Source organism: Rhodococcus rhodochrous, from assembly GCF_014854695.1.
In the GTDB taxonomy this organism is placed as follows: domain Bacteria; phylum Actinomycetota; class Actinomycetes; order Mycobacteriales; family Mycobacteriaceae; genus Rhodococcus.
On the sequence record NZ_CP027557.1, the window covers coordinates 1,581,799 to 1,600,203 of the forward strand.

Below are 18,405 nucleotides of genomic sequence, written 5' to 3' on the forward strand. Positions count from 1 at the left end.
TCGGTCCCGCCACAGTTTCCGCCTCCCCGTCGTGTTCCTGCCGACCCCACCGTCTCGAACCGCACCAGTATGCCCCGGTCACCGTGCGGGCACGATCCGTCGACACACCGATGGACTTTCGCGAGGACTGTGACAGATGACACTATCCTCACCGTTCTGATCGTGACTTGCCGGAAGGTGCGGGGAAATGGCTTCGGTCCTGGGAAAAGTACTGCTCTGGATCGCTCTGCTGGGGGGACTGGCCGGAGCGGTGATCGCCGTGTGGGCGCTGCACGTGAACGGGCTGGTGGCCTCGCTCATCGTCGCGTCGGTGACGGGACTCGTCCTGCTGCGGCTGCGCCCGGAGGCGCGTGACGACTCCGACTCCGACATCGCCCTCACCTGACGGGAAACAGGGTGTTCGGACTGTAGGGTGAGAACCGGCGTCCGGGTCGAGGGCGCCTCGCGTGGACGCGCTGCACGAGCGCGGCGTCGACGCCGGAGAGGGGGCCCGCGGCCTCCGCCGGGCGTGGAAGAGGAGCAACGGTCAGTGTCGCTGTGGTCTCGTGCCTTGTCGTCGGACGAACTCGACAGTCGTCGCTGGGTGGATCTGATGCCGTGGATCGACCGCTACGGATCGGCCCGCACCGCCGCTCTCGGGACGCTCGTGTCGTCGTCCCGCTGGTGGGAGAACGAGTCGCCCGCCGAGACCTGCGAGCACACCGAGATCCCCGAGCTGTGCGCCGAACTCGCCCACATCTACGTCACCGACCACCCGGAGCTGCGCTTCGCGGACGGTCTGCTGCGTGAGGACGAAGTGCCCGTGGCCGCACTCGATCTCGGTCCTGCAGCCGCGACCCTCGTCGCGCGCCTTCCACACGCACCCACCACCGCCGAGTTGTTCAGCCGCAGTCCGGCCGATCTGCTCGGGATCCGCGGCGCCGACCGCGACGCGGTGGAGGAGATCGTCTGCGCCGCGCTCGTCGCGACGGTGCTCCGCGAACCGGCCACCCTCGAAGCCGATCCGCGTACCGCGCGGGTGCCTGCCGCGGCCCTGCTCCTCGACGACCTGGCGGCGCTGGCGCGGTGGAGTCGCGTGTGCGGCCGCGACGATGCGCCTCTCCTGCAGGCCGTGATCGACGACGGGGCGCCGGAGGAGATCCAGGACGCCGCGGCCCGGCTGCGGGCACTCACCGCCCGCGACCTGCCGGTTGCGGCGCCGGCCGACCCGATCGCCGAACTCATCGACTACCTGAAGGGCTTGCCCGACGCGGAACGCACGGCCCTGCGGCGCCGCGTCCACGACGACGTCGACGACCCGGCCGCGCCGTCCACCTTCCCGTTCGGCACGGCGGTCGGCGACCTGCTCGCGGCGCTGCGCGTCGACGTGCGGCCGGTGGCGGCCTTCGACCGGATGGTGCGCACCCACCCGGTGCTGGGCCGGACCGTCCCTGGTTTCGACGTGCCCCTGTGGCGGGTGCTGCACCGCCTCGACGACCGTTTCGAGGTCGCGGACGGGTGGGTCGCGGTACCGGATCTGCCCGACGCCGAGAAGCAGACGCGCGGACTGCTCTCGGAGTTCGAATCGCCGAACGGTGTGGTCGAGCCCGCCGCCGTGAAGGCCGTGTGGTCGCTTCCCGACGACGAGTTCGAGGCGTGGACCCGGTACTGCGGCACGACGACCTTCGAAGGCCGTCTGCTGTCCCCGCCGGACGGGCTCGCCGGTCGCGCCGCTCAGGTCCTCGAGGTTCTCGGCGACCCGCTGACCGCCGACACGCTCGTCGCGCGCATGGGGGTCAACGCCGACGTCCACACCCTCGTCTCCGAACTCGCCGACGACGAGCGCTTCACGTCCGACGGTGAACGTTGGGCGCTGGCCGAGTGGGACGTCGACGTGGTCACCGCCATCCGCACCCGCATCGCACGGCTGGTCGATTCCCGCGGCGGAAGTGCCGATCGCGACATGGTGGTCTCCGCGCTCGTCGACCGGTTCGGCATCTCCGAGGATTCCGCCAGGACATTCACGGCCGGAGGAGATTTCGAGGTCGTCGAGGGCCGTGTCCGGCGTCGCCACCGCTCGCACGTCCCGATCGCCGTGCCCGAGCGCACGCGCCGCCTCTACCGGCTGGGCGAGGCCTGGCGACTGCGGATCCCCGCGACCCGCGACCACCTGCGGGGAGCCGAGTTCACGGTTCCGTCCGCCGTCGCCGCGATCGCCGGGTGCGCACCGGGTGGGCACGTGGTGCTCCCGTCGCGGCTGGGCGGCCAGACCCTGCGCTGGACGGGATCGGTGCCGCGTCTGTCCTCGATCCGCCGGTTCCTCGAGGACATCGGGGTGGAGGAGGACAACGAGCTGCTGCTCGAGGTCCGCACCGACGGCCGGTTCGACGTCCTGCCACTGCGCACCGTCGCCGACAACGCTGAACCTCTGCGCAAGGCGCTCTCGCTCATCGGCCACACCGAACCGGAGACCGTCCCCGAGGAACGGATCGCGTCGGCCCTGGCGGCCGCTCTCGGCCTCGACGGGGAGTCGCGCCCGCGCCGGATCCTGTCGGCCTACCGAGCCCGCAGGGAGACGGAAGTAGTGGCACTGCTCGAACAGGCTTGGGTACGCGTCCCGAACTGAGCGGGAAGTGGGTCCGCGTCCCGAACCGACCCGGAGGACGTGATGCATCCGGCCCTCCGACGTAGCACGATTGGGGAATGGCCGACACGTCGAAACCCACCGCCGCAGTCCCCACCGCCCCCGACGCGGTCCTCGAGGCGTTGCGGGGAGCAGTCGCGTCGGTGGAGGCCGCCGTCGTGCGTCTCGAAGGCGACGACGCGGCGCCCGGAACCGTCGACCGCGTGCTCGACCTGGCCGGGGCGGAGCCGGCCGGCGACATCGTCGCGACCCACAATGCTCTGACCAGGGCGGCATCGATCGTCGACCACACGGGCGGTCTGCCCGACCGGGACTGGCAGGCGATCGCCGGCCTCGGGGAGGTCCTCGCCCGGACGGTGACGCGTCTGCGCGGGCACGTCTCGTCGTCGCTCGACGATCTCGGACTCGACGCGGCGGTGGGTGAGCACGTCGAACTGCTGCAGAAGGTCGCGGTGGAGGAGGCACTGGGGGAGACGCTGCAGTTGCTCGTGATCGTCGAGGACTGCCTGTTCCTGTGGCATCGCGTGCACCTGGCGCGCACGCCCGACGAGGAACTGCGCGACGCGCTGGCCTCCGCGCGGCAGGTCCTGGCCGACCATTTCACGCAGGACGCCGAACTGCTGCGCCGCGCCCGTGCCGCGCTCGCCCGCTTCGCGGAGGGCACCCCGATCGAGGTCGTCCGACGCCTGTCGTCGGGACGGACGACGAAGGTGCTCGCGGGTCTGCGTCAGGACTTCGACGACTTCCGGTGGGCGTGCCGCGCCGACGAGGCGGGCTGGCTCGACGCTGAGGACCCGGTGATCGCCGAGGCCCTGGACTCGATGAGCAGCCCGCTCAAGGCGGTCGGGGGAGTCCTCGGCGACGTGTTCGAACGCGGCCGCGCGCGGGTGACGGAGACGTGGAGTCGCTCCGAGGCTTCGGGATCTGCCGCTTCGGGATCTGCGGATTCCGGATCGACCGACTCCGGCTCCGACGATTCCGCAACCGCCGGAGCCGACGACCGGCAGTAGACGCCACCGGACCGCTTCGCGGAGATCTCTCGGTCCTCATACCTAGATCTGCTAGGGTCACCGTTATCCATAGAACTTCTAGGTATGAGGACGACATGTTCATCGAGAAGGATCTGGTGGCCGCGTCCGCCACCCCGCTCGTGCTCGGCATCCTCGCCGAGGGTGAGTCGTACGGGTACGCGATCATCAAGCGCGTCAACGAGCTGTCGCAGGGCCGGATGCAGTGGACCGACGGGATGCTCTATCCCCTCCTGCACCGTCTCGAGCGGGCCGGGCACGTGTCCGCCGCCTGGCGTGTCGCCGACAACGGGCGGCGCCGCAAGCACTACGCCATCACCGACGTGGGCAGGGAGGTCCTCGCCGAACGGGCGGCGCAGTGGACGGTCGTCGCCGAGGCGCTGCACCAGGTGTGGCAGTCGGCCCAGTTGCCTCCCGCGGTCGCACCGGGGTGGTCGTGATGACACTCGACGCGCATCTCGAGGACCGGATCGCCGGCTGGCGCAGCTACGTCGCCGATCATCGGGTCATCTCGTCCTCGGACATCGACGAGATGGAAGATCATCTCCGGGAACAGATCTCGGACCTCGTGTCGGTCGGACTGACGGCCGACGAGGCATTCCTCGTCGCGGTCGGCCGAATGGGTGGTCTCGACGAGGTCTCCCGCGAGTTCGCCCAGGAGCACTCCGACCGGCTGTGGAAGCAACTCGTCCTCACCGGTGGCGGTCGCGGTGAGGAATCCGGAACCCCGCGTCGCCGTAGGGAACTCGCGGTCGTGCTCGCTTGCGCGCTGGGTGCAGGTCTGGCCGTCCGAGCCGGATTCGAGTGGCTCTCCGAAACCGCGCTGGTGCGCAACGCCGCCGTGCTCGTGCTGCCCTTCCTCACGCTGTATTTCGCGTGGAAGCGTCAGATGAGACCGAAGAGCAGTGCGCTCCTTGCTGTTCCGTTCGTCCTCGCGGCGATCGTGCTCAACGTCTTCCCGTTCGAACCGGGCGGCGCCACCGAGATCATCGCGGCGATCCACGCCCCGGTCGCCTTGTGGTTCGTCGTCGGTGCGGCCTATGTCGCAGGGCAGTGGCGATCCCATCGCCGTCGCATGGACTTCGTGCGTTTCACCGGGGAGTTCGCCGTGTACCTGGCGCTGCTCGCGCTCGGCGGCGGCGTACTCATGGGACTGACCGCAGGTGCCTTCAGCGCCCTGGGGATCGATATCGAACCGTTCTTCGAACAGTGGATCGTCCCGTTCGGGCCGGCCGGAGCGATCGTCGTCGCGGCCTGGCTCGTCGAGGCGAAACAGCAGGTCGTGGAGAACATCGCTCCCGTTCTCACCCGGGTCTTCACGCCCGTCACGATCCTCATGCTGGTCGCGCTGTTCGTCGCGGTGATCGCGTCCCACAGTGTCGTCGACGTCGACCGCGGCCTGCTGATCCTCATGGACCTGATCCTCGTGCTCGTCCTCGGACTCCTGCTCTACTCGATCTCCGCCCGCGACCCGCACGCCGCACCGGACGTCTTCGATCTGCTGCAGGTCGTGCTGATCGCCGCGGCGCTCGCCGTCGACCTGCTGATGCTCACCGCGATGGCCACCCGCATCGCCGAGTTCGGCTTCACCGCCAACAAGGTCACCGCCCTCGGTCTGAACCTCGTCCTCCTGGTGAACCTGGTGTGGGCGGCGTGGCTCGGCGCCTCGTTCCTGCGGGGCCGCACCGGTTTCGCGGCGGTCGAGCGGTGGCAGATGCGGTACCTGCCCGTCTACTGCGGGTGGGCGGCACTGGCGGTCGTCGCGATCCCGCCGCTCTTCCGGTTCGTGTGAGCGCTTCCGCCCGGGACGACGGTCGGAGGCCCGGGACTACGGTAGGACCATGGCCAGGACGGACGCGGTGCCCACGTACACGATGAGGCAACTCGCGGCGTTCGTCGCCGTCGCCGAGTGGGGCACCATCACCGCGGCCGCCGACGCGATGCACATGTCCCACTCGGCGCTCTCGTCCGCGATCACCGACCTGGAGAAGGCCCTCGCGGTCAAGCTCCTCGTCCGGCAACGCGCCCGGGGTGTCAAGCTCACACCGACCGGTCACGCGGTGCTCGAGCGGGCGAAGATGCTGCTGCACCACGCGAGCGAACTCGAGAGCGACGCGCGGTCGGAGGCGGGGGACGTCGTCGGTCCGGTGGCGGTGGGGTGTTATCTCTCTCTCGCGCCGACGCTGTTGCCCGCCCTCATCGCCGAGTTCACCCGCTCCCACCCGCGCGCCGACGTCGACTTCCGTGAGGACACCCAGAACCGTCTGCGGATGCTGCTCGACTCGCACGAGCTCGACGTGGCCTTCCTCTACGACCTCGATCTCGAACCGGGACTCGAGACGGTCACCCTCGACGTGCGTGAGCCGATGGTGCTCGTCTCGGCCGATCATCCGCTCGCCGGAGGCTCGCAGGTGCGCCTGCGCGACCTCGCCGACGAGTCGATGGTGCTCCTCGACGCCCCGCCGAGTTCGGGGCACGCCCTGCGGGTGTGCGCGGAGGCCGGCTTCACCCCGTCCATCGCGTATCGGACGCAGACCTTCGAGACGGCGCGGTCGTTCGTGGGGCGCGGGCTGGGGTGGACCCTGCTGGTCCAGCGACCCGCCGTCGACGTCACCTACGAGGGCCGGAAACTCGTTCTGCTGCCCGTCGTCGACCCGACTCCGGAACCCGTGCGCGTCGTGCTCGCGTGGCGCAAGGACGCCCTTCCGAGCCGTGTTGCCCAAACTTTCACGGACTTCGTCGTCGACGTCGCGAGGACCTCTCAGGCACTCTGACGTGGCCGAACGGCCCCATCCACGGAATTTCCGGGGATATTCACCGACTTTGTGCGCTTTGCAAACGATGTGACCGCTCTCATGATTGGTCCCACTGCGTCCGAACGCTCGTTAATCGGATGCCTCGGATCGACCGCCGGAGAGGGCACTGAACATGACCGTCCTTGACTCGACGCCGCAGACGTCGGCAAGAGCCGCACGCAAAGCCGCGCTCGGCAGCTTCGTCGGTACCGCCATCGAGTGGTACGACTTCTTCATCTACGGCACCGCTGCGGCGCTCGTGCTCGGCCCGCAGTTCTTCCCCGGCTCGTCCGAGGTCGCGGGAACTCTGGCTGCCTTCGCCACGCTCGCCGTCGGCTTCATCGCCCGCCCCATCGGTGGCGTCGTGATGGGCCACTTCGGCGACCGCATCGGCCGCAAGTCGATGCTCGTCGTCTCGCTGCTGCTGATGGGCTTCGCGACCGTGGCGATCGGCGTGCTCCCGAACTACGCGGCCATCGGCGTCGCGGCCCCCATCCTGCTCGTCGCCCTGCGGTTCATCCAGGGGCTCGGCGTCGGCGGTGAGTGGGGCGGAGCGGTGCTCGTCGCCACCGAGAACGCTCCCGCCGGCAAGCGCGGCCTCTACGGCGCGGCACCGCAGATCGGTGTGCCGGCCGGTGTATTGCTCGCGAACCTGGTCTACCTGCCGCTGACCGCCTTCCTCAGCGAGGAGACGTTCAACGCGTGGGGTTGGCGCATCCCGTTCATCGCCTCGGCGGTGCTCGTCTTCGTCGCCATGTGGATCCGCCTGGGTCTCGAGGAGAGCGCGGAGTTCAAGGCCGCCAAGGACGCCCCCGCGACCGAAGAGAAGCTGCCGATCCTCGAGGTGCTCACCCAGCACTGGAAGACCGTGCTGCTCGCCGGCGGCACCTTCATCGCCACCAACGGCATCGCCTACGCCTACATGGTCTACGTCCTCAAGTACGGCGAGGCCACGCTCGGGTTCAGCAAGACCACGATGCTCGCGCTGCTGATCGCTTCGTGCCCGTTCTGGATGGCCGGTATGGCCTTCGCGGCCTGGCGCTCGGATCTCGTCGGACGCCGCACCGTCTACATCCGGTCCTCGGCCGGCCTGGTCGTCGCGGCCGCCCTGTTCTTCCCCCTGATGGACACGGCGCTCCTGCCGGTCATGCTCCTCGCCATGGTCGGCCTCGGCTTCACCCTCGGCTGCTGTGCCGGTCCGCAGTCGGCACTGTTCGCCGAACTGTTCCCCGCCAAGATCCGTTACAGCGGTGCGTCGCTCGGCTACCAGATCGGCGCGATCCTCGGCGGCGGTCTCGCACCGATGGTGGCGACCTCCCTGTTCGCCGCGACGGGCACCTCGATGTCCATCACCGGCTACTTCGTGCTGATCGCGCTGATCAGCCTCATGAGCATCCTGCTGCTGCGCGTGCCGTCCGCCGGATACGCGAACATCACCGACTCCCGCCGTTCTCCCGAGGAAGGTGTCTGACCATGTCGACCTACTACCAGCCGCCGAAGTACCCCGCGTCGGAGTTCGAGTCGATGACTCCCGCCGACGAGACGCTGCCCGTCGTCGTGGTCGGTGCCGGACCGGTGGGCATGGCCGTCGCCCTCGGACTCGCCCAGCGCGGTGTGCCCGTCACCATCCTCGAGGCCGCCGATCAGGTGTCCTTCGGCTCGCGCGCCATCTGCATCTCCCGCCACAGCCTCGAAGCCGCCGCGCGCCTCGGCTTCGGCGAGGAGCTCGAGAAGATCGTGCTGCCGTGGGTCGGCGGTCGCAGCTTCTACCGCGACCAGCAGGTCCTGCACTTCCAGATGCCGCAGCGTGACTTCGACGTCCGTCCGCCCATGATCAACGTCTCCCAGTCGGAGTTCGAACAGATCATGGTCGACACCATCGAGCAGAACCCCCTCATCACCCTGCACTGGCAGGCGCCGATCGCCGGGATCCTGCGCGGCGAGGACGAGGTCACCCTCGAGGTCGACACCGCCGCCGGCAAGCGCCACCTGCGCGCACGCTGGGTCGTCGCCGCCGACGGTGGCCGCAGCCGCATGCGCGAACTCGCAGGCCTGCGCCTGCAGGGCACCAGCTACGAGGGTCGCTACGTCATCGCCGACATCCACTGGGAGTCCGATCTCCCCGCGGAGCGCATGGTCTGGTTCGACCCGCCGAGCAACCCCGGCTCGACGATCATCATGCACAAGCAGCCCGGCAACATCTGGCGCATCGACTACCAGCTCGACCCGTCCGAGGACGCCGAGATCGAGACGCAGGAGGAGGCGATCCGCGCCCGCATCACCAAGCACCTCGACTGGCTGCAGAACGACCTGCCGTGGACCCTCGAGTGGAAGGGCTTCTACAGTGCCCGCGCACTCGCCCTCGACGAGTTCACCCACGACCGTCTCCTCTTCGCCGGAGACGCGGCCCATCTGGTGCCGATCTTCGGTGTGCGCGGACTCAACTCGGGCATGGAGGACGCCGAGACCCTCGCGTGGCAGCTCGCCGCGGTCGTGAACGGCAACGCCGAGCCCGCCCTGCTGAAGGCGTACTCGTTCGAACGCCACAACGCGTGGGAGCAGAACGTCGCCAACGCCGGCAAGTCCACGCTCATCATGAGCCCCGGCAGCCACGGCTACCGCACCACGCGCGACGCGATCCTCGCGCTCGCCGTGGGCCGTCCCGAGTTCGGGCACCTGATCAACCCGCGCCAGTCCAGCGCCACGCACGCACGCCTGTCTCCGCTGACCTGGTCTGTCACCCCCGGCACCGAAGGTGTGCTCCCGGGTGATCCCGTCGAGGACCGCCGGATCCGCATCGCCGATCGCGAGACGTCGCTGAACGACGCCCGCGGAACCGGATTCGCCGTGCTCGGAGTCGGTCTCGATGCGGCGGGCTCGGCCGCCCTCGCGAACGCCGCAGCCGGCCTGGCGCAGGCGCTCGCACCCGAGAGTGTCGCGGCCCTGGCCGTCGACAGCGCAGAGGTGGACGGTGTGACACTCCTCGATGCGCCCGATCTCGTCGAGGCGCTCGGCGCGACGGCCGGCGAGGCCTTCGTGATCCGCCCCGACGGTCTGCTGCTGTGCCGTGTGCCGGTCGCCGACCTGGACGGTGTCGCGGCGGCCCTGCGCTCCGGTGCCGCTCCGGCCGGCGCGGAACTCCCGGCCCGCCCTGCCGAGCAGGTCACCGAGGACGATCAGCGGCGTGAGAACGTCTGGCTCGGCCTGTCGACCGCCCTGGATCAGGCCGCCGAGGACGACCGCGAGGGCTTCCTGGCGCGACTCGCGCTGGTGCTCGGCTCGCAGGTCGACCGCCGGCAGTTCGAGGAGGCCATCGCGGCCGCCGCGGACACCTCGCCGCTGCGCGTGGAGGAACTCGCCCCGCAGGTCTGAGCGATGACATCGCTCGAGTGTCCGTCCCCGGTTGCCCCCTGCAACCGGGGGCGGACTGCTGTGTAAGGGATTACCGCAGCGCGTCGAGTGCCTCGTCGATCGGAACGTCGCCGTTGTTGAACTCGATCGTGCGTCCCACCGTCTCCGGTCGCTCGAGCACGGCTGCGGCGACGGCCGCGACGTCGGCGCGCGAGACCTGTCCCTTGTCGCTCGCCCCGTGCCCCTCGATCTCGATGCGGCCGGTGGGCGGGTCGAGGGTCAGCGCGCTCGGACCGAGGATCGTCCAGTCGAGGTCGGTACCCCGCAGATGGGCGTCCGCAGCCGACTTGGCCTCGGCATAGGCGTAGAAACTGTTGTCCTCGGGGACACCGTGGTCGGGGCGGGCCCCGAAGTACGACACCATCACGTACCGGCGGACCCCGGCCTCCTGCGCGGCGGTCATCGAGGCGATCGCCGCGTCGCGGTCCACCGCATAGGTGCGTTCGGGATTCCCTCCGCCTGCGCCTGCGGACCAGACCACCGCGTCGTGGCCGCGCAGCAGCTCGGTGATCTCGGCGATGTCCATCTTCTCGACGTCGGCGACGACGGGCGTGCCACCGGCAGCGCGTACATCGTCGGCGTGATCGGGATTGCGGATGAACGCACTGGTCTCGTGACCGGCATCGGCCAGCAGCCGCTCGAGATGCAACGCGACCTTGCCGTGTCCTCCGAAGAGTGCGATTCGTGCCATGGAGACCTCCTGACGATGAAGTGGTTCCCGTGCAGCATGCCCGGAACCGGTCACCGCGAACCGTGACGTCCGCTGCCGGATGCCCGATCAGGCGATGCGTTCGAATGCACGGTCGACGAGATACTCCGCGATCGCCATCGACGAGGTGGCGCCGGGCGACGGGGCATTGCGCAGGTGCACGACCCGTCCGTGCCCGGTCACGACGAAGTCGTCCTCGAGGCCTCCGTCGGAGTTCATCGCCTGAGCGCGGATGCCACGCGGACCCGGCCGCACGTCGTCGACGGTCAGTCCGGGCATGTACGCGGCCGCATCGGCGACGAACCGCCGAGTACTGGTCGCCGTGCGCAGTTCCCGACCCGCTGCGGGCAGGTTGTTCGCGGCGAACCGCCAGAAACCGGGCCAGGCGACGGCATCGCGCAGATCCCGCCACGATCCGCGCCCGCCGCGATAGGCCTCGCGGCCGGGGGAGAGGAAGGCGTTGGGTCCCACCATCACCTCACCGTCGATCCGCCGGGTGAGATGCACCCCGAGGAACGGATAGCGGGGGTCGGGCACCGGATAGATCAATCCGCGCACCTTTGCCGCCGCGTCGGGTTCGAGCAGCAGATAGTCGCCGAGGAACGGGACGATCCGCGGGTCGCGGGTGTCGCCCGAGGTGTGGGCGAGGCGGTCGGACTGCAGTCCCGCGCACGTGATCACCAGGTCGAAGGCAAGTTGGTCGCCCGGGATGTCGACGACGACCTGCTCGCCCGCCTCACGGATCGCCGTCACGGCGGTACCGGTCCGCACCGTGCCGCCCGCGGCGACGACGTCGTCCGCGAGCGCGCGTGTGACGGCGACGAAGTCGATGATCGCCGTGTGCGGGGAATGAAGGGCTGCGATCCCGACGGCGTGCGGCTCGATCGCGGTAATCTCGTCGGCGCCGAGACGCCTGATGCCGGGGACCCCGTTCGCCGTGGCCCGCGAGAAGATCGCGTCGAGGCGGCCGAGTTCCGACTGGTCGAGGGCGACGACGACCTTGCCGCACTCGTCGTAGGGCAGGCCCTTGTCCGTGGTGAACGTCTGCAACAACTCCACCCCGCGCCTGCACAACCGGGCTTTGAGACTTCCGGGCGTGTAGTAGAGGCCGGCGTGGACGACGCCACTGTTGTGCCCCGTCTGGTGAGCGGCGAGCCGGTCTTCCTTCTCGAACAGCGTGACGTCGGCGTCCGTGAGGGCGAGTTGCCGGGCGGTCGCGGCACCGATGATGCCCCCACCGACCACCGCGACGCGAAGGCTGCGAATACTCAAGGGCCGCTCCCTGTTCTCCGCGGATCGTGACGTCCGTCCGCAGTCCGGCGAGTATATGTCGCGACCCTGTGAGGACAGGGTCGTTCCGGGACGACAGGGTTGTTCCGAGACGGTCGGCGAAATCCCCCGAGTGAGGGATGGCCGGGGTCACGAACACCGGTCGAGACTGGATCCACGGAATGGAGAGGTTCACCGAGAACCCTCGTCGATCGGATATCACCATGAAGAAACATCGATCATCTCGTTCCATCGCAGTGCTCCTCGCCTCTTGTATTGCCGTGGCGGTCGGTGGTGTGGCATCGGCAGTGCCCACACCTGCCCACCTGCATTTCGGTCAGGCCGTGAGCGTCGGTGACGGAACTGCGCGTGCGTATGCGACCGTGGATGCGGACGGCGCCCCGACCGCCGTCGGTATCCGATTCTCGCCGGCGGCCCTCGACGGACTGCCCGATGCCGACGGGATGTACATGCTGCACCTGCCCGTTCAGGCATCCGACACTGTGTTCGACCACGTCATGCTGAACTGGAATCCGCGTGGGCACGACCCGACCGTGCTGTTCGGGAAACCCCATTTCGACGTGCACTTCTACATGACCGACATGGCGGCGATCGAGGCAATCGACCCGGCCGCACCGGATTACGCCGCTCGCGCCGAACGACTCCCGGACCCGAAGTACATGCCCGGCGACTACGTGACTCCGCCGGGGATGCTCGCGTCGCAACTCGCGGTGCCGTTCATGGGTGTGCACTGGCTCGACATCACGGAGGGAATGGTTCCCGGTGTCTACGACTTCACCGAGACGTTCGTCAACGGCTCGTGGGACGGCGACTACACCTTCATGGAACCGATGATCACGCGGGAGTGGCTGCTGACCCGTCCGACGATCCGCGAACAGATCAAGTTGCCGGCCGCCTATCAGCACTCGGCCTGGTATCCCACCGTCTACAGCGTCGGATTCGACGAGCAGGCGCAGGAATACGACATCGCACTCGGTGGGATGGTTCCGCGGCAGGCGTCCTGACCGGGAAATCTACGAAAACTGTTGCAGGGCATCGGGAAAAGTTTACTGCGACACCGATCCGAACGGAGGAAAGTCATGCCCGCAACCGAGGAATCCGTCGTCATCGACAAGCCGGTCGACGAAGTCTTCGCTTTCTTCGCCGACCCGGAGAACGCCCCGGTGTACATGACGAACGTGATGGACTACGAGCTGGTCTCGGGCGAGGGCGGCAAGGAGGGATCGCTCGCGCGTGCCACCGTCAAGGTTGCCGGGCGGCGAATCGAACTCACCGAGGAACTGGCCCGCGTCGAGCCCGGCAGAGCCCAGCACCGCCGCAGTGTGAAGAGCCCAATCCGGTACGAGACCGTCTATCGCTTCGAGCCGGTGGAGACGGGAACCCGCGTCACCTTCCACCAGGACACCGAGGACGTCGGGAGCTTCTTCGGCAAGTTCACCCAGCCGGTCGTGGAGAAGCTGTACGCGCGTGATGTGCGGAACAACCTCGAACACGCGAAACAGCTTCTGGAGGAGGGAGATGCGGTCGAAGGGTGATGCGAAGGATCGACCGGCACTCACAGGGTGCCGGTCCTTCGTGTGTCCGTCAGTGGTCGACGAGCGTCAGCACCCGGTCGGCCGCAGCCGACGCACCGTCGACGGTTCGGAGACGGGCGCCGAGTTCTGCTGCCGCCGTGCGATAACCGTCGTCGGTCAGCAGACTCTCCAGAGCTGCGCGTATCTGCTCGGGCGAAGCGGTCTTCCGGAGACGGATGCCCGCACCCGCCTTCGCGACCTCGCGGCCGATGATCGCCTGATCCGTGACCGCCGACATGGGCATGATCAGTATCGGAAGTCCGTGTGCGAGAGCCCGGAAAGCGGTCGCGTGCCCGCCGTGCCCGACGACCGCCGAGCAGGTCGGCATCAGTTCGTGGTGCGGAACGTATCGGTGGACGGTCGCATTGGGTGGTACGCGCAACCCGGCGGGGTCGATCGCCGGCCCGGTCGTGACGACGAACTCCGCGTCCATCTCCGCCGCGGCGTCGACGATGTTCTGGTAGGTGCGGCGCTGACCCGGGAAGCCGGCGGTGCTCAGACTGACCAGCACGCGCGGCGGTGTTCGTCCGACCGCGGCAGCCGTCGCGTCGTGGATCGCACCGGTCCAGGTCGGCGAGCCGTCCGTGCGCCGGCGCGCGGCCGGGTCGAGTACTGGGTCCGAGCACACGAGTTGCATGTCGGCCTGTTCCCACAGTCGCTTCGGACCCAGACCGCGTAGTCGCGAACCGATCCCGAACGGTCCGTGCCGGAAGGCGCCGTCGAACGCGGCGAAGAAGGAATGGAACAGCACCACGTGCGGCACCCCGGTGCGTGCCGCAGCGTCCTGGGCGTTGAACAGCATGCAATCGACGATCACCAGATCGGTCGGCTCCCTCGTGATCTCGTCCTCCACATCCCGCGCGAGGGCGGGGTCGGTCATCATGGCGTAGGCCATGGTCAGCACTTTCGGGGTGCTCAGTTCTACGTGCGGGGTCCAGGTCGGCGAGTGCCGGTAGCCGCAGAAGACGAAGCCGGCATCCTCCGCGACCTTCCGTTGCGATTCGTGACCGAGAACCCGAACGTGATGTCCGCGGCGGTGCAACTCGCATCCGAGCGCTGCTTCGGGCGGGTAGTTCCCGCCGCCCTCCAGGGTCACGATCAGGATGCGTGCCACGGTTCACCTCTTCCGATGTGCACCGACCGGGACGTTCGTCGGCGCCGGCTTCTCGACGAACCACCCGTCCGGCCCGATCTCCGTACCGACCCGGGGGAGGCAGTGCGTGAAGAACAGTCGTGCGACGAGTTCCTGGCGACTGTTCACACCCGTCTTCGCATAGATGCTCTTCAAGTGGTCCTGTGCGGTGTACGGACTGATGAACAGTCCACGTGCGATCTCGGTGCGTGTCTCGCCCGCGAGAACGCGGGCGAGGACATCGGTCTCCCGTTCGGTGAGACCGTGAAGGGCAGCGGTCAGAGCCACGAGCTGACCGGGCTGCGCCGGTTCGATCGCGACGACGATCCGGGCCGATTCTCCTCGGCCGTCGAGCAACCCGGCCCGCAGGACGAGCCACTGACCGTCCTCCGTACGGGCACGGACGACGCGCGCGGCAGCCCCCTCGTAGCGGAAGCGGACGGCGACGACCACCGCAGGGAGCATGAAGGAACCTTCGGCACCGAGTCGCTCCAGATACTCCACCGCCTGGGGAGTGGCCGATTCGATCTCGTTGTCCGCGCCCACGACCACGACTGCGGGACCGGAACCGCCGGGCGATGCGTCCGCCGCGAGTCGAGGGGATTCGCGGAGCAACGACAACCGCAGTCCGTCGCTGATCTCGCCCACGCATCCCGCGAGTGCCGCCACGTCGTCGGCGTCGAAGCGTCGGCCGGGGCCGCGCATGAGAGTGCCGCCGCCCCAGACGCGCCCGTCACGGCCTCGGAAGACGAGGCGCACCTCGTCGTCCATCCCCTGTGGTTCGAGGATCTCGCTGTAGGGCAGGGAATCGCGGATGTCGCAGTCGATCGCCTCGCGGATCGTCTGGACACCGGTGCGCGTCCGGGCGAGCTTGCGGTAGGTGTTCGCGAAGCGCGACGTGCCGTACTCGATGTGCGCCACCGTCTCCGCGGCACGTCCGGCCGGGGCGTCGGCGTCGAGCATGGTCACGGACGTGAACAATATGCTCGCCGGATCGACGAGAGCGATACATCCGATGTCGTAGCGGATGCGCCGCCGGATCGTGTCGAGGACGGCGTGCCGGAACTCGACCGGGTCGGCGGTTCCGAGTGCGATGTCCCGAACCTCGCTGCGGAGCGCCGACGCCTGCCGTGACGCGGTCATGCTCCCAGTATGTGCTGGTCACAATCGATTCGGCACCCTTCGGCGCGGGACGAACGACGCATATGCGGCGAATGCCGTCCCCGATCGGTGGATCGGGGACGGCATTGTCCGGAACGGGACGAATTCCTCTGCGGCGCTGTGTGAGTGCTCAGCGGTTGCGATCGGAGCTGTAGCCCCAGAGCCAGTCCGTGTACTTGTAGCTCGAGGTGTCGCGGGTGCGGAACAGTTCGTTGCGGGCCTCGCGGCCGGCACCGTCGAGGTGCCACAGGTCGCCCCACATGCGTCCCGTGGTGAGGATGCGGTTGCAGCGCGGTGCGCGTTCGGCGTTGACGTCCCTCAGGATCTTCGGCCAGTTCGCGCTGTCGCCCTGCAGGTCCTCGGCGGCGTAGTCTGCGAAGCACTTCGCATCCTCGAGGGCCATCACGGCCCCGGAGGCGAGGTACTGCAGCGGCGGGTGCGCGGCGTCGCCGAGCAGGATCATGCGGCCGTCGACCCAGTTGTCGATGGGGTCGCGGTCGAACATCGGCCACCAGCGGTCGGTCCACAGGTACTTCAGTGCGGCCTGCACGCTCTCGTGGCAGTGGTCGTAGGCGTGCGCGAGTTCGTCGGGGCTGCCCCAAATTTCCTCACCGCGGAGGAAGGCGGGGGACTGGAAGACCGCCACCTGGTTGAGCATCTCGCCCTGGCGCAGCGGGTACTGGATGAAGTGGCAGCGCGGGCCGATGTAGCCCACGACATCCTCGATCTCCTCCTCGAGCGGAACCTCGTTCATCGGGAAGGTGCCGCGGAAGGCGACGTAACCCGAGCCGACGGGCTTGTCGTCGGACAACTTGGGGCGCAGGTGCGAGTGCAGGCCGTCCATGCCGAGAGCGACGTCGCCGACGTGCTCCTCACCGTTCTCCAGCACGACCCGCACGGTGTCGCCCTCGGTGACCACGTCGGTCACCGTCGAGTTCGTCCGCAGATCCGCACCGGCCTCGCGGGCCGCCTCGACGAGCACCGAGTGCAGATCCGAACGGTGCACCACGAAGTACACGCCGCCGTAGTGCTGCTGGTAGTCGTGTCCGAGATCGACCTTCGTGAGGATCTCCGCGGTCACGGCATCACGGAAGACGAGGTTCTTGGGCAGCACGCCCTTCGCGATGACTTCGTCGTAGACACCGAGCGACTGCAGGATGCGCGAACCGTGCGGGCCGATCTGAAGGCCCGCGCCCACCTCGCCGAACTCGGGAGCACGCTCGAACAACGTGACCTGAGCACCCTTCTGCGCGAGGGCGAGGGCATTGGCGACACCGCCGATGCCGCCACCGGCAATGAGAACTCGTGCGTCCTTCAGATCGGACATGACACTCCTTCGTATCGTGTGAAGCAGAGGGGAAGGTCGGGCGCGGTGCGATCAGTGCGCGGCGATCGCGGTGCGATCAGTGCGCGGCGATCGGGCGGAGCGAATCGTGACGTGCGGGGAACTTCTTCCAGACCACCGTCAGCAGCAGCGACGAGATCAGTGCGCTGACGCCGAAGAGGACGAAGTTGGAGTCGGCGCCGAGGCCGGCGGCAAGCAACCAGCCACCGATCTGCGGGGCCGCCACCGCGCCGATACGGCCGACACCGAGGGCCCAGCCGAGCGCGGTACCGCGCAGGTGGTCGGGATAGTAGGACGCGACCGCAGCGATGATCAGGGCCTGCGTGCCGTGGGTGCCCACACCGGCGAACACGAAGATCAGGTACACCGCGGCGACCGGAGGGTCGAGCAGCAGGGTCAGCAGCGCGACACCGGCGATCAGCGCGGCGATGATGCTGGTCGGGACCGAACCCCACCGCACGCCACCCCAGGCGGTGATGAAGGATCCGGCGACCGCACCGAGGTTCAGGGCCAGCGAGAACGTGAGAGCGTTGCCGAGGTCGGTGCCCTCACCCTGCATGAGCTTGGGCAGCCAGGTCCCGAGGCCGTACCAGGCGAGCAGTGTCACGACGGTGACGGCCGCGAACATGATGCTGATGGTGCGGAAACGGGACCCGAGCAGTTCCTTGAAACCACCCTGGGAGTTGTCCGGATGGGTCTTCGGCACGGCATGCGCGGGCAGCACCTTGATCGCCAGCGGAACGAGGACGAACAGGGGGATCAACGCGAAGGCGAACATCGGACGCCAGCCCCAGTTGGGGATCACCGGGATACCGACGAGAGCGGCGATCGAGCCGCCGATCGGGACGCCCGACATCATCATCGTCGCGACCGCGGCGCGCCACTTGTCCGGCACCAGTTCGGCGGCAAGTGCGTTCGAGGTCGGCACGAGTCCGCCGAGTCCGATGCCGGCGACGAGACGCAGCAGACCGAAGATCACGGGGCCGGGCGCTACCGCGCACAGGGCGGTGAAGACGGAGAGGACGACGACGCACCCGATGACGGCGTTCTTGCGGCCGATCGCGTCGGAGAGTCGGCCTGCGAGGACCGCGCCGATCATCATGCCCACGAACGCGAGGCTTCCCAGTGTGCCGGCGGTGGAGGCGCTGATGCCCCATTCGTCCTGGAGGCTCGATATGACGTTGCCGTAGACGATGAGGTCGTATCCGTCGAAGACGACGAACAGCCAGCAGACGATCACCGCGATGACGTGGGCCCGGGGGAGGGTGATGTTGCCACCGGCCCGCGTCGGTGAAGCCTCGTTGGGGAGATGCATTCCTCAACGGTGGGCGCGCGCC

16 protein-coding genes are annotated in these 18,405 nt (G+C 68.6%); 10 read left to right on the top strand and 6 right to left on the bottom strand.

What is annotated here, in order from left to right; all coding sequences use genetic code 11:
* The first annotated feature begins 187 nt into the window (after positions 1 to 187).
* The 8 genes from C6Y44_RS07415 to C6Y44_RS07450 all read left to right on the top strand — a co-directional run bounded on the left by C6Y44_RS07415 (position 188) and on the right by C6Y44_RS07450 (position 9,818).
* Complete coding sequence (locus tag C6Y44_RS07415; protein ID WP_059382923.1) at positions 188 to 385, top strand: hypothetical protein; 198 nt, start codon at positions 188 to 190, stop codon at positions 383 to 385.
* 144 nt (positions 386 to 529) lie between these two features.
* The gene (locus C6Y44_RS07420; protein ID WP_159418853.1) at positions 530 to 2,605 is read left to right on the top strand and encodes a hypothetical protein; all 2,076 of its coding nucleotides are present in this window, start codon (positions 530 to 532) and stop codon (positions 2,603 to 2,605) included.
* Between the two features lie 77 nt (positions 2,606 to 2,682).
* Positions 2,683 to 3,633: a hypothetical protein gene (locus C6Y44_RS07425; RefSeq protein ID WP_192378734.1), complete on the top strand. Its 951-nt coding sequence runs from the start codon at positions 2,683 to 2,685 to the stop codon at positions 3,631 to 3,633.
* Between the two features lie 95 nt (positions 3,634 to 3,728).
* Positions 3,729 to 4,091, top strand: coding sequence for a PadR family transcriptional regulator (locus tag C6Y44_RS07430; RefSeq protein WP_159418851.1), 363 nt, complete (start codon positions 3,729 to 3,731; stop codon positions 4,089 to 4,091).
* Positions 4,091 to 5,443, top strand: coding sequence for a permease prefix domain 1-containing protein (locus C6Y44_RS07435; RefSeq protein WP_159418850.1), 1,353 nt, complete (start codon positions 4,091 to 4,093; stop codon positions 5,441 to 5,443). The genes C6Y44_RS07430 and C6Y44_RS07435 overlap by 1 nt, the downstream gene beginning before the upstream one ends.
* 49 nt (positions 5,444 to 5,492) lie before the next feature.
* On the top strand, positions 5,493 to 6,425 hold the full coding sequence (locus C6Y44_RS07440) for a LysR family transcriptional regulator (protein ID WP_159418849.1): 933 nt from the start codon (positions 5,493 to 5,495) through the stop codon (positions 6,423 to 6,425).
* Between the two features lie 154 nt (positions 6,426 to 6,579).
* On the top strand, positions 6,580 to 7,917 hold the full coding sequence (locus tag C6Y44_RS07445) for an MFS transporter (RefSeq protein WP_159418848.1): 1,338 nt from the start codon (positions 6,580 to 6,582) through the stop codon (positions 7,915 to 7,917).
* A gap of 2 nt (positions 7,918 to 7,919) precedes the next feature.
* Positions 7,920 to 9,818, top strand: a complete 1,899-nt coding sequence (locus C6Y44_RS07450; RefSeq protein WP_159418847.1) for an FAD-dependent monooxygenase — start codon at positions 7,920 to 7,922, stop codon at positions 9,816 to 9,818.
* Positions 9,819 to 9,888: 70 nt separating this feature from the next.
* Here C6Y44_RS07450 and C6Y44_RS07455 read toward each other — a convergent pair whose 3' ends face one another.
* Positions 9,889 to 10,548, bottom strand: coding sequence for an SDR family oxidoreductase (locus C6Y44_RS07455; protein WP_106200354.1), 660 nt, complete (start codon positions 10,546 to 10,548; stop codon positions 9,889 to 9,891).
* Positions 10,549 to 10,635: 87 nt separating this feature from the next.
* The gene (lhgO, locus tag C6Y44_RS07460; protein ID WP_159419287.1) at positions 10,636 to 11,832 is read right to left on the bottom strand and encodes an L-2-hydroxyglutarate oxidase; all 1,197 of its coding nucleotides are present in this window, start codon (positions 11,830 to 11,832) and stop codon (positions 10,636 to 10,638) included.
* Positions 11,833 to 12,059: 227 nt separating this feature from the next.
* Here lhgO and C6Y44_RS07465 point away from each other — a divergent pair, with 227 nt between their 5' ends.
* Together C6Y44_RS07465 and C6Y44_RS07470 are read left to right on the top strand one after the other, a co-directional pair.
* On the top strand, positions 12,060 to 12,860 hold the full coding sequence (locus C6Y44_RS07465) for a DUF5602 domain-containing protein (protein ID WP_159419286.1): 801 nt from the start codon (positions 12,060 to 12,062) through the stop codon (positions 12,858 to 12,860).
* A 75-nt stretch (positions 12,861 to 12,935) separates the two neighbouring features.
* A complete protein-coding gene (locus tag C6Y44_RS07470; protein ID WP_159418846.1) occupies positions 12,936 to 13,391 on the top strand; it encodes an SRPBCC family protein in 456 nt (151 codons plus the stop codon).
* A 49-nt stretch (positions 13,392 to 13,440) separates the two neighbouring features.
* Here C6Y44_RS07470 and C6Y44_RS07475 read toward each other — a convergent pair whose 3' ends face one another.
* From C6Y44_RS07475 to C6Y44_RS07490, 4 genes are all read right to left on the bottom strand, one after another.
* Positions 13,441 to 14,544, bottom strand: coding sequence for a glycosyltransferase (locus C6Y44_RS07475; protein ID WP_159418845.1), 1,104 nt, complete (start codon positions 14,542 to 14,544; stop codon positions 13,441 to 13,443).
* A gap of 3 nt (positions 14,545 to 14,547) precedes the next feature.
* A complete protein-coding gene (locus C6Y44_RS07480) occupies positions 14,548 to 15,705 on the bottom strand; it encodes a helix-turn-helix transcriptional regulator (RefSeq protein ID WP_159418844.1) in 1,158 nt (385 codons plus the stop codon).
* Positions 15,706 to 15,853: 148 nt separating this feature from the next.
* Complete coding sequence (locus C6Y44_RS07485) at positions 15,854 to 17,050, bottom strand: FAD-dependent monooxygenase (protein ID WP_120281932.1); 1,197 nt, start codon at positions 17,048 to 17,050, stop codon at positions 15,854 to 15,856.
* A 76-nt stretch (positions 17,051 to 17,126) separates the two neighbouring features.
* The gene (locus C6Y44_RS07490) at positions 17,127 to 18,383 is read right to left on the bottom strand and encodes an MFS transporter (RefSeq protein ID WP_225623745.1); all 1,257 of its coding nucleotides are present in this window, start codon (positions 18,381 to 18,383) and stop codon (positions 17,127 to 17,129) included.
* Between the last annotated feature and the right edge of the window lie 22 nt (positions 18,384 to 18,405).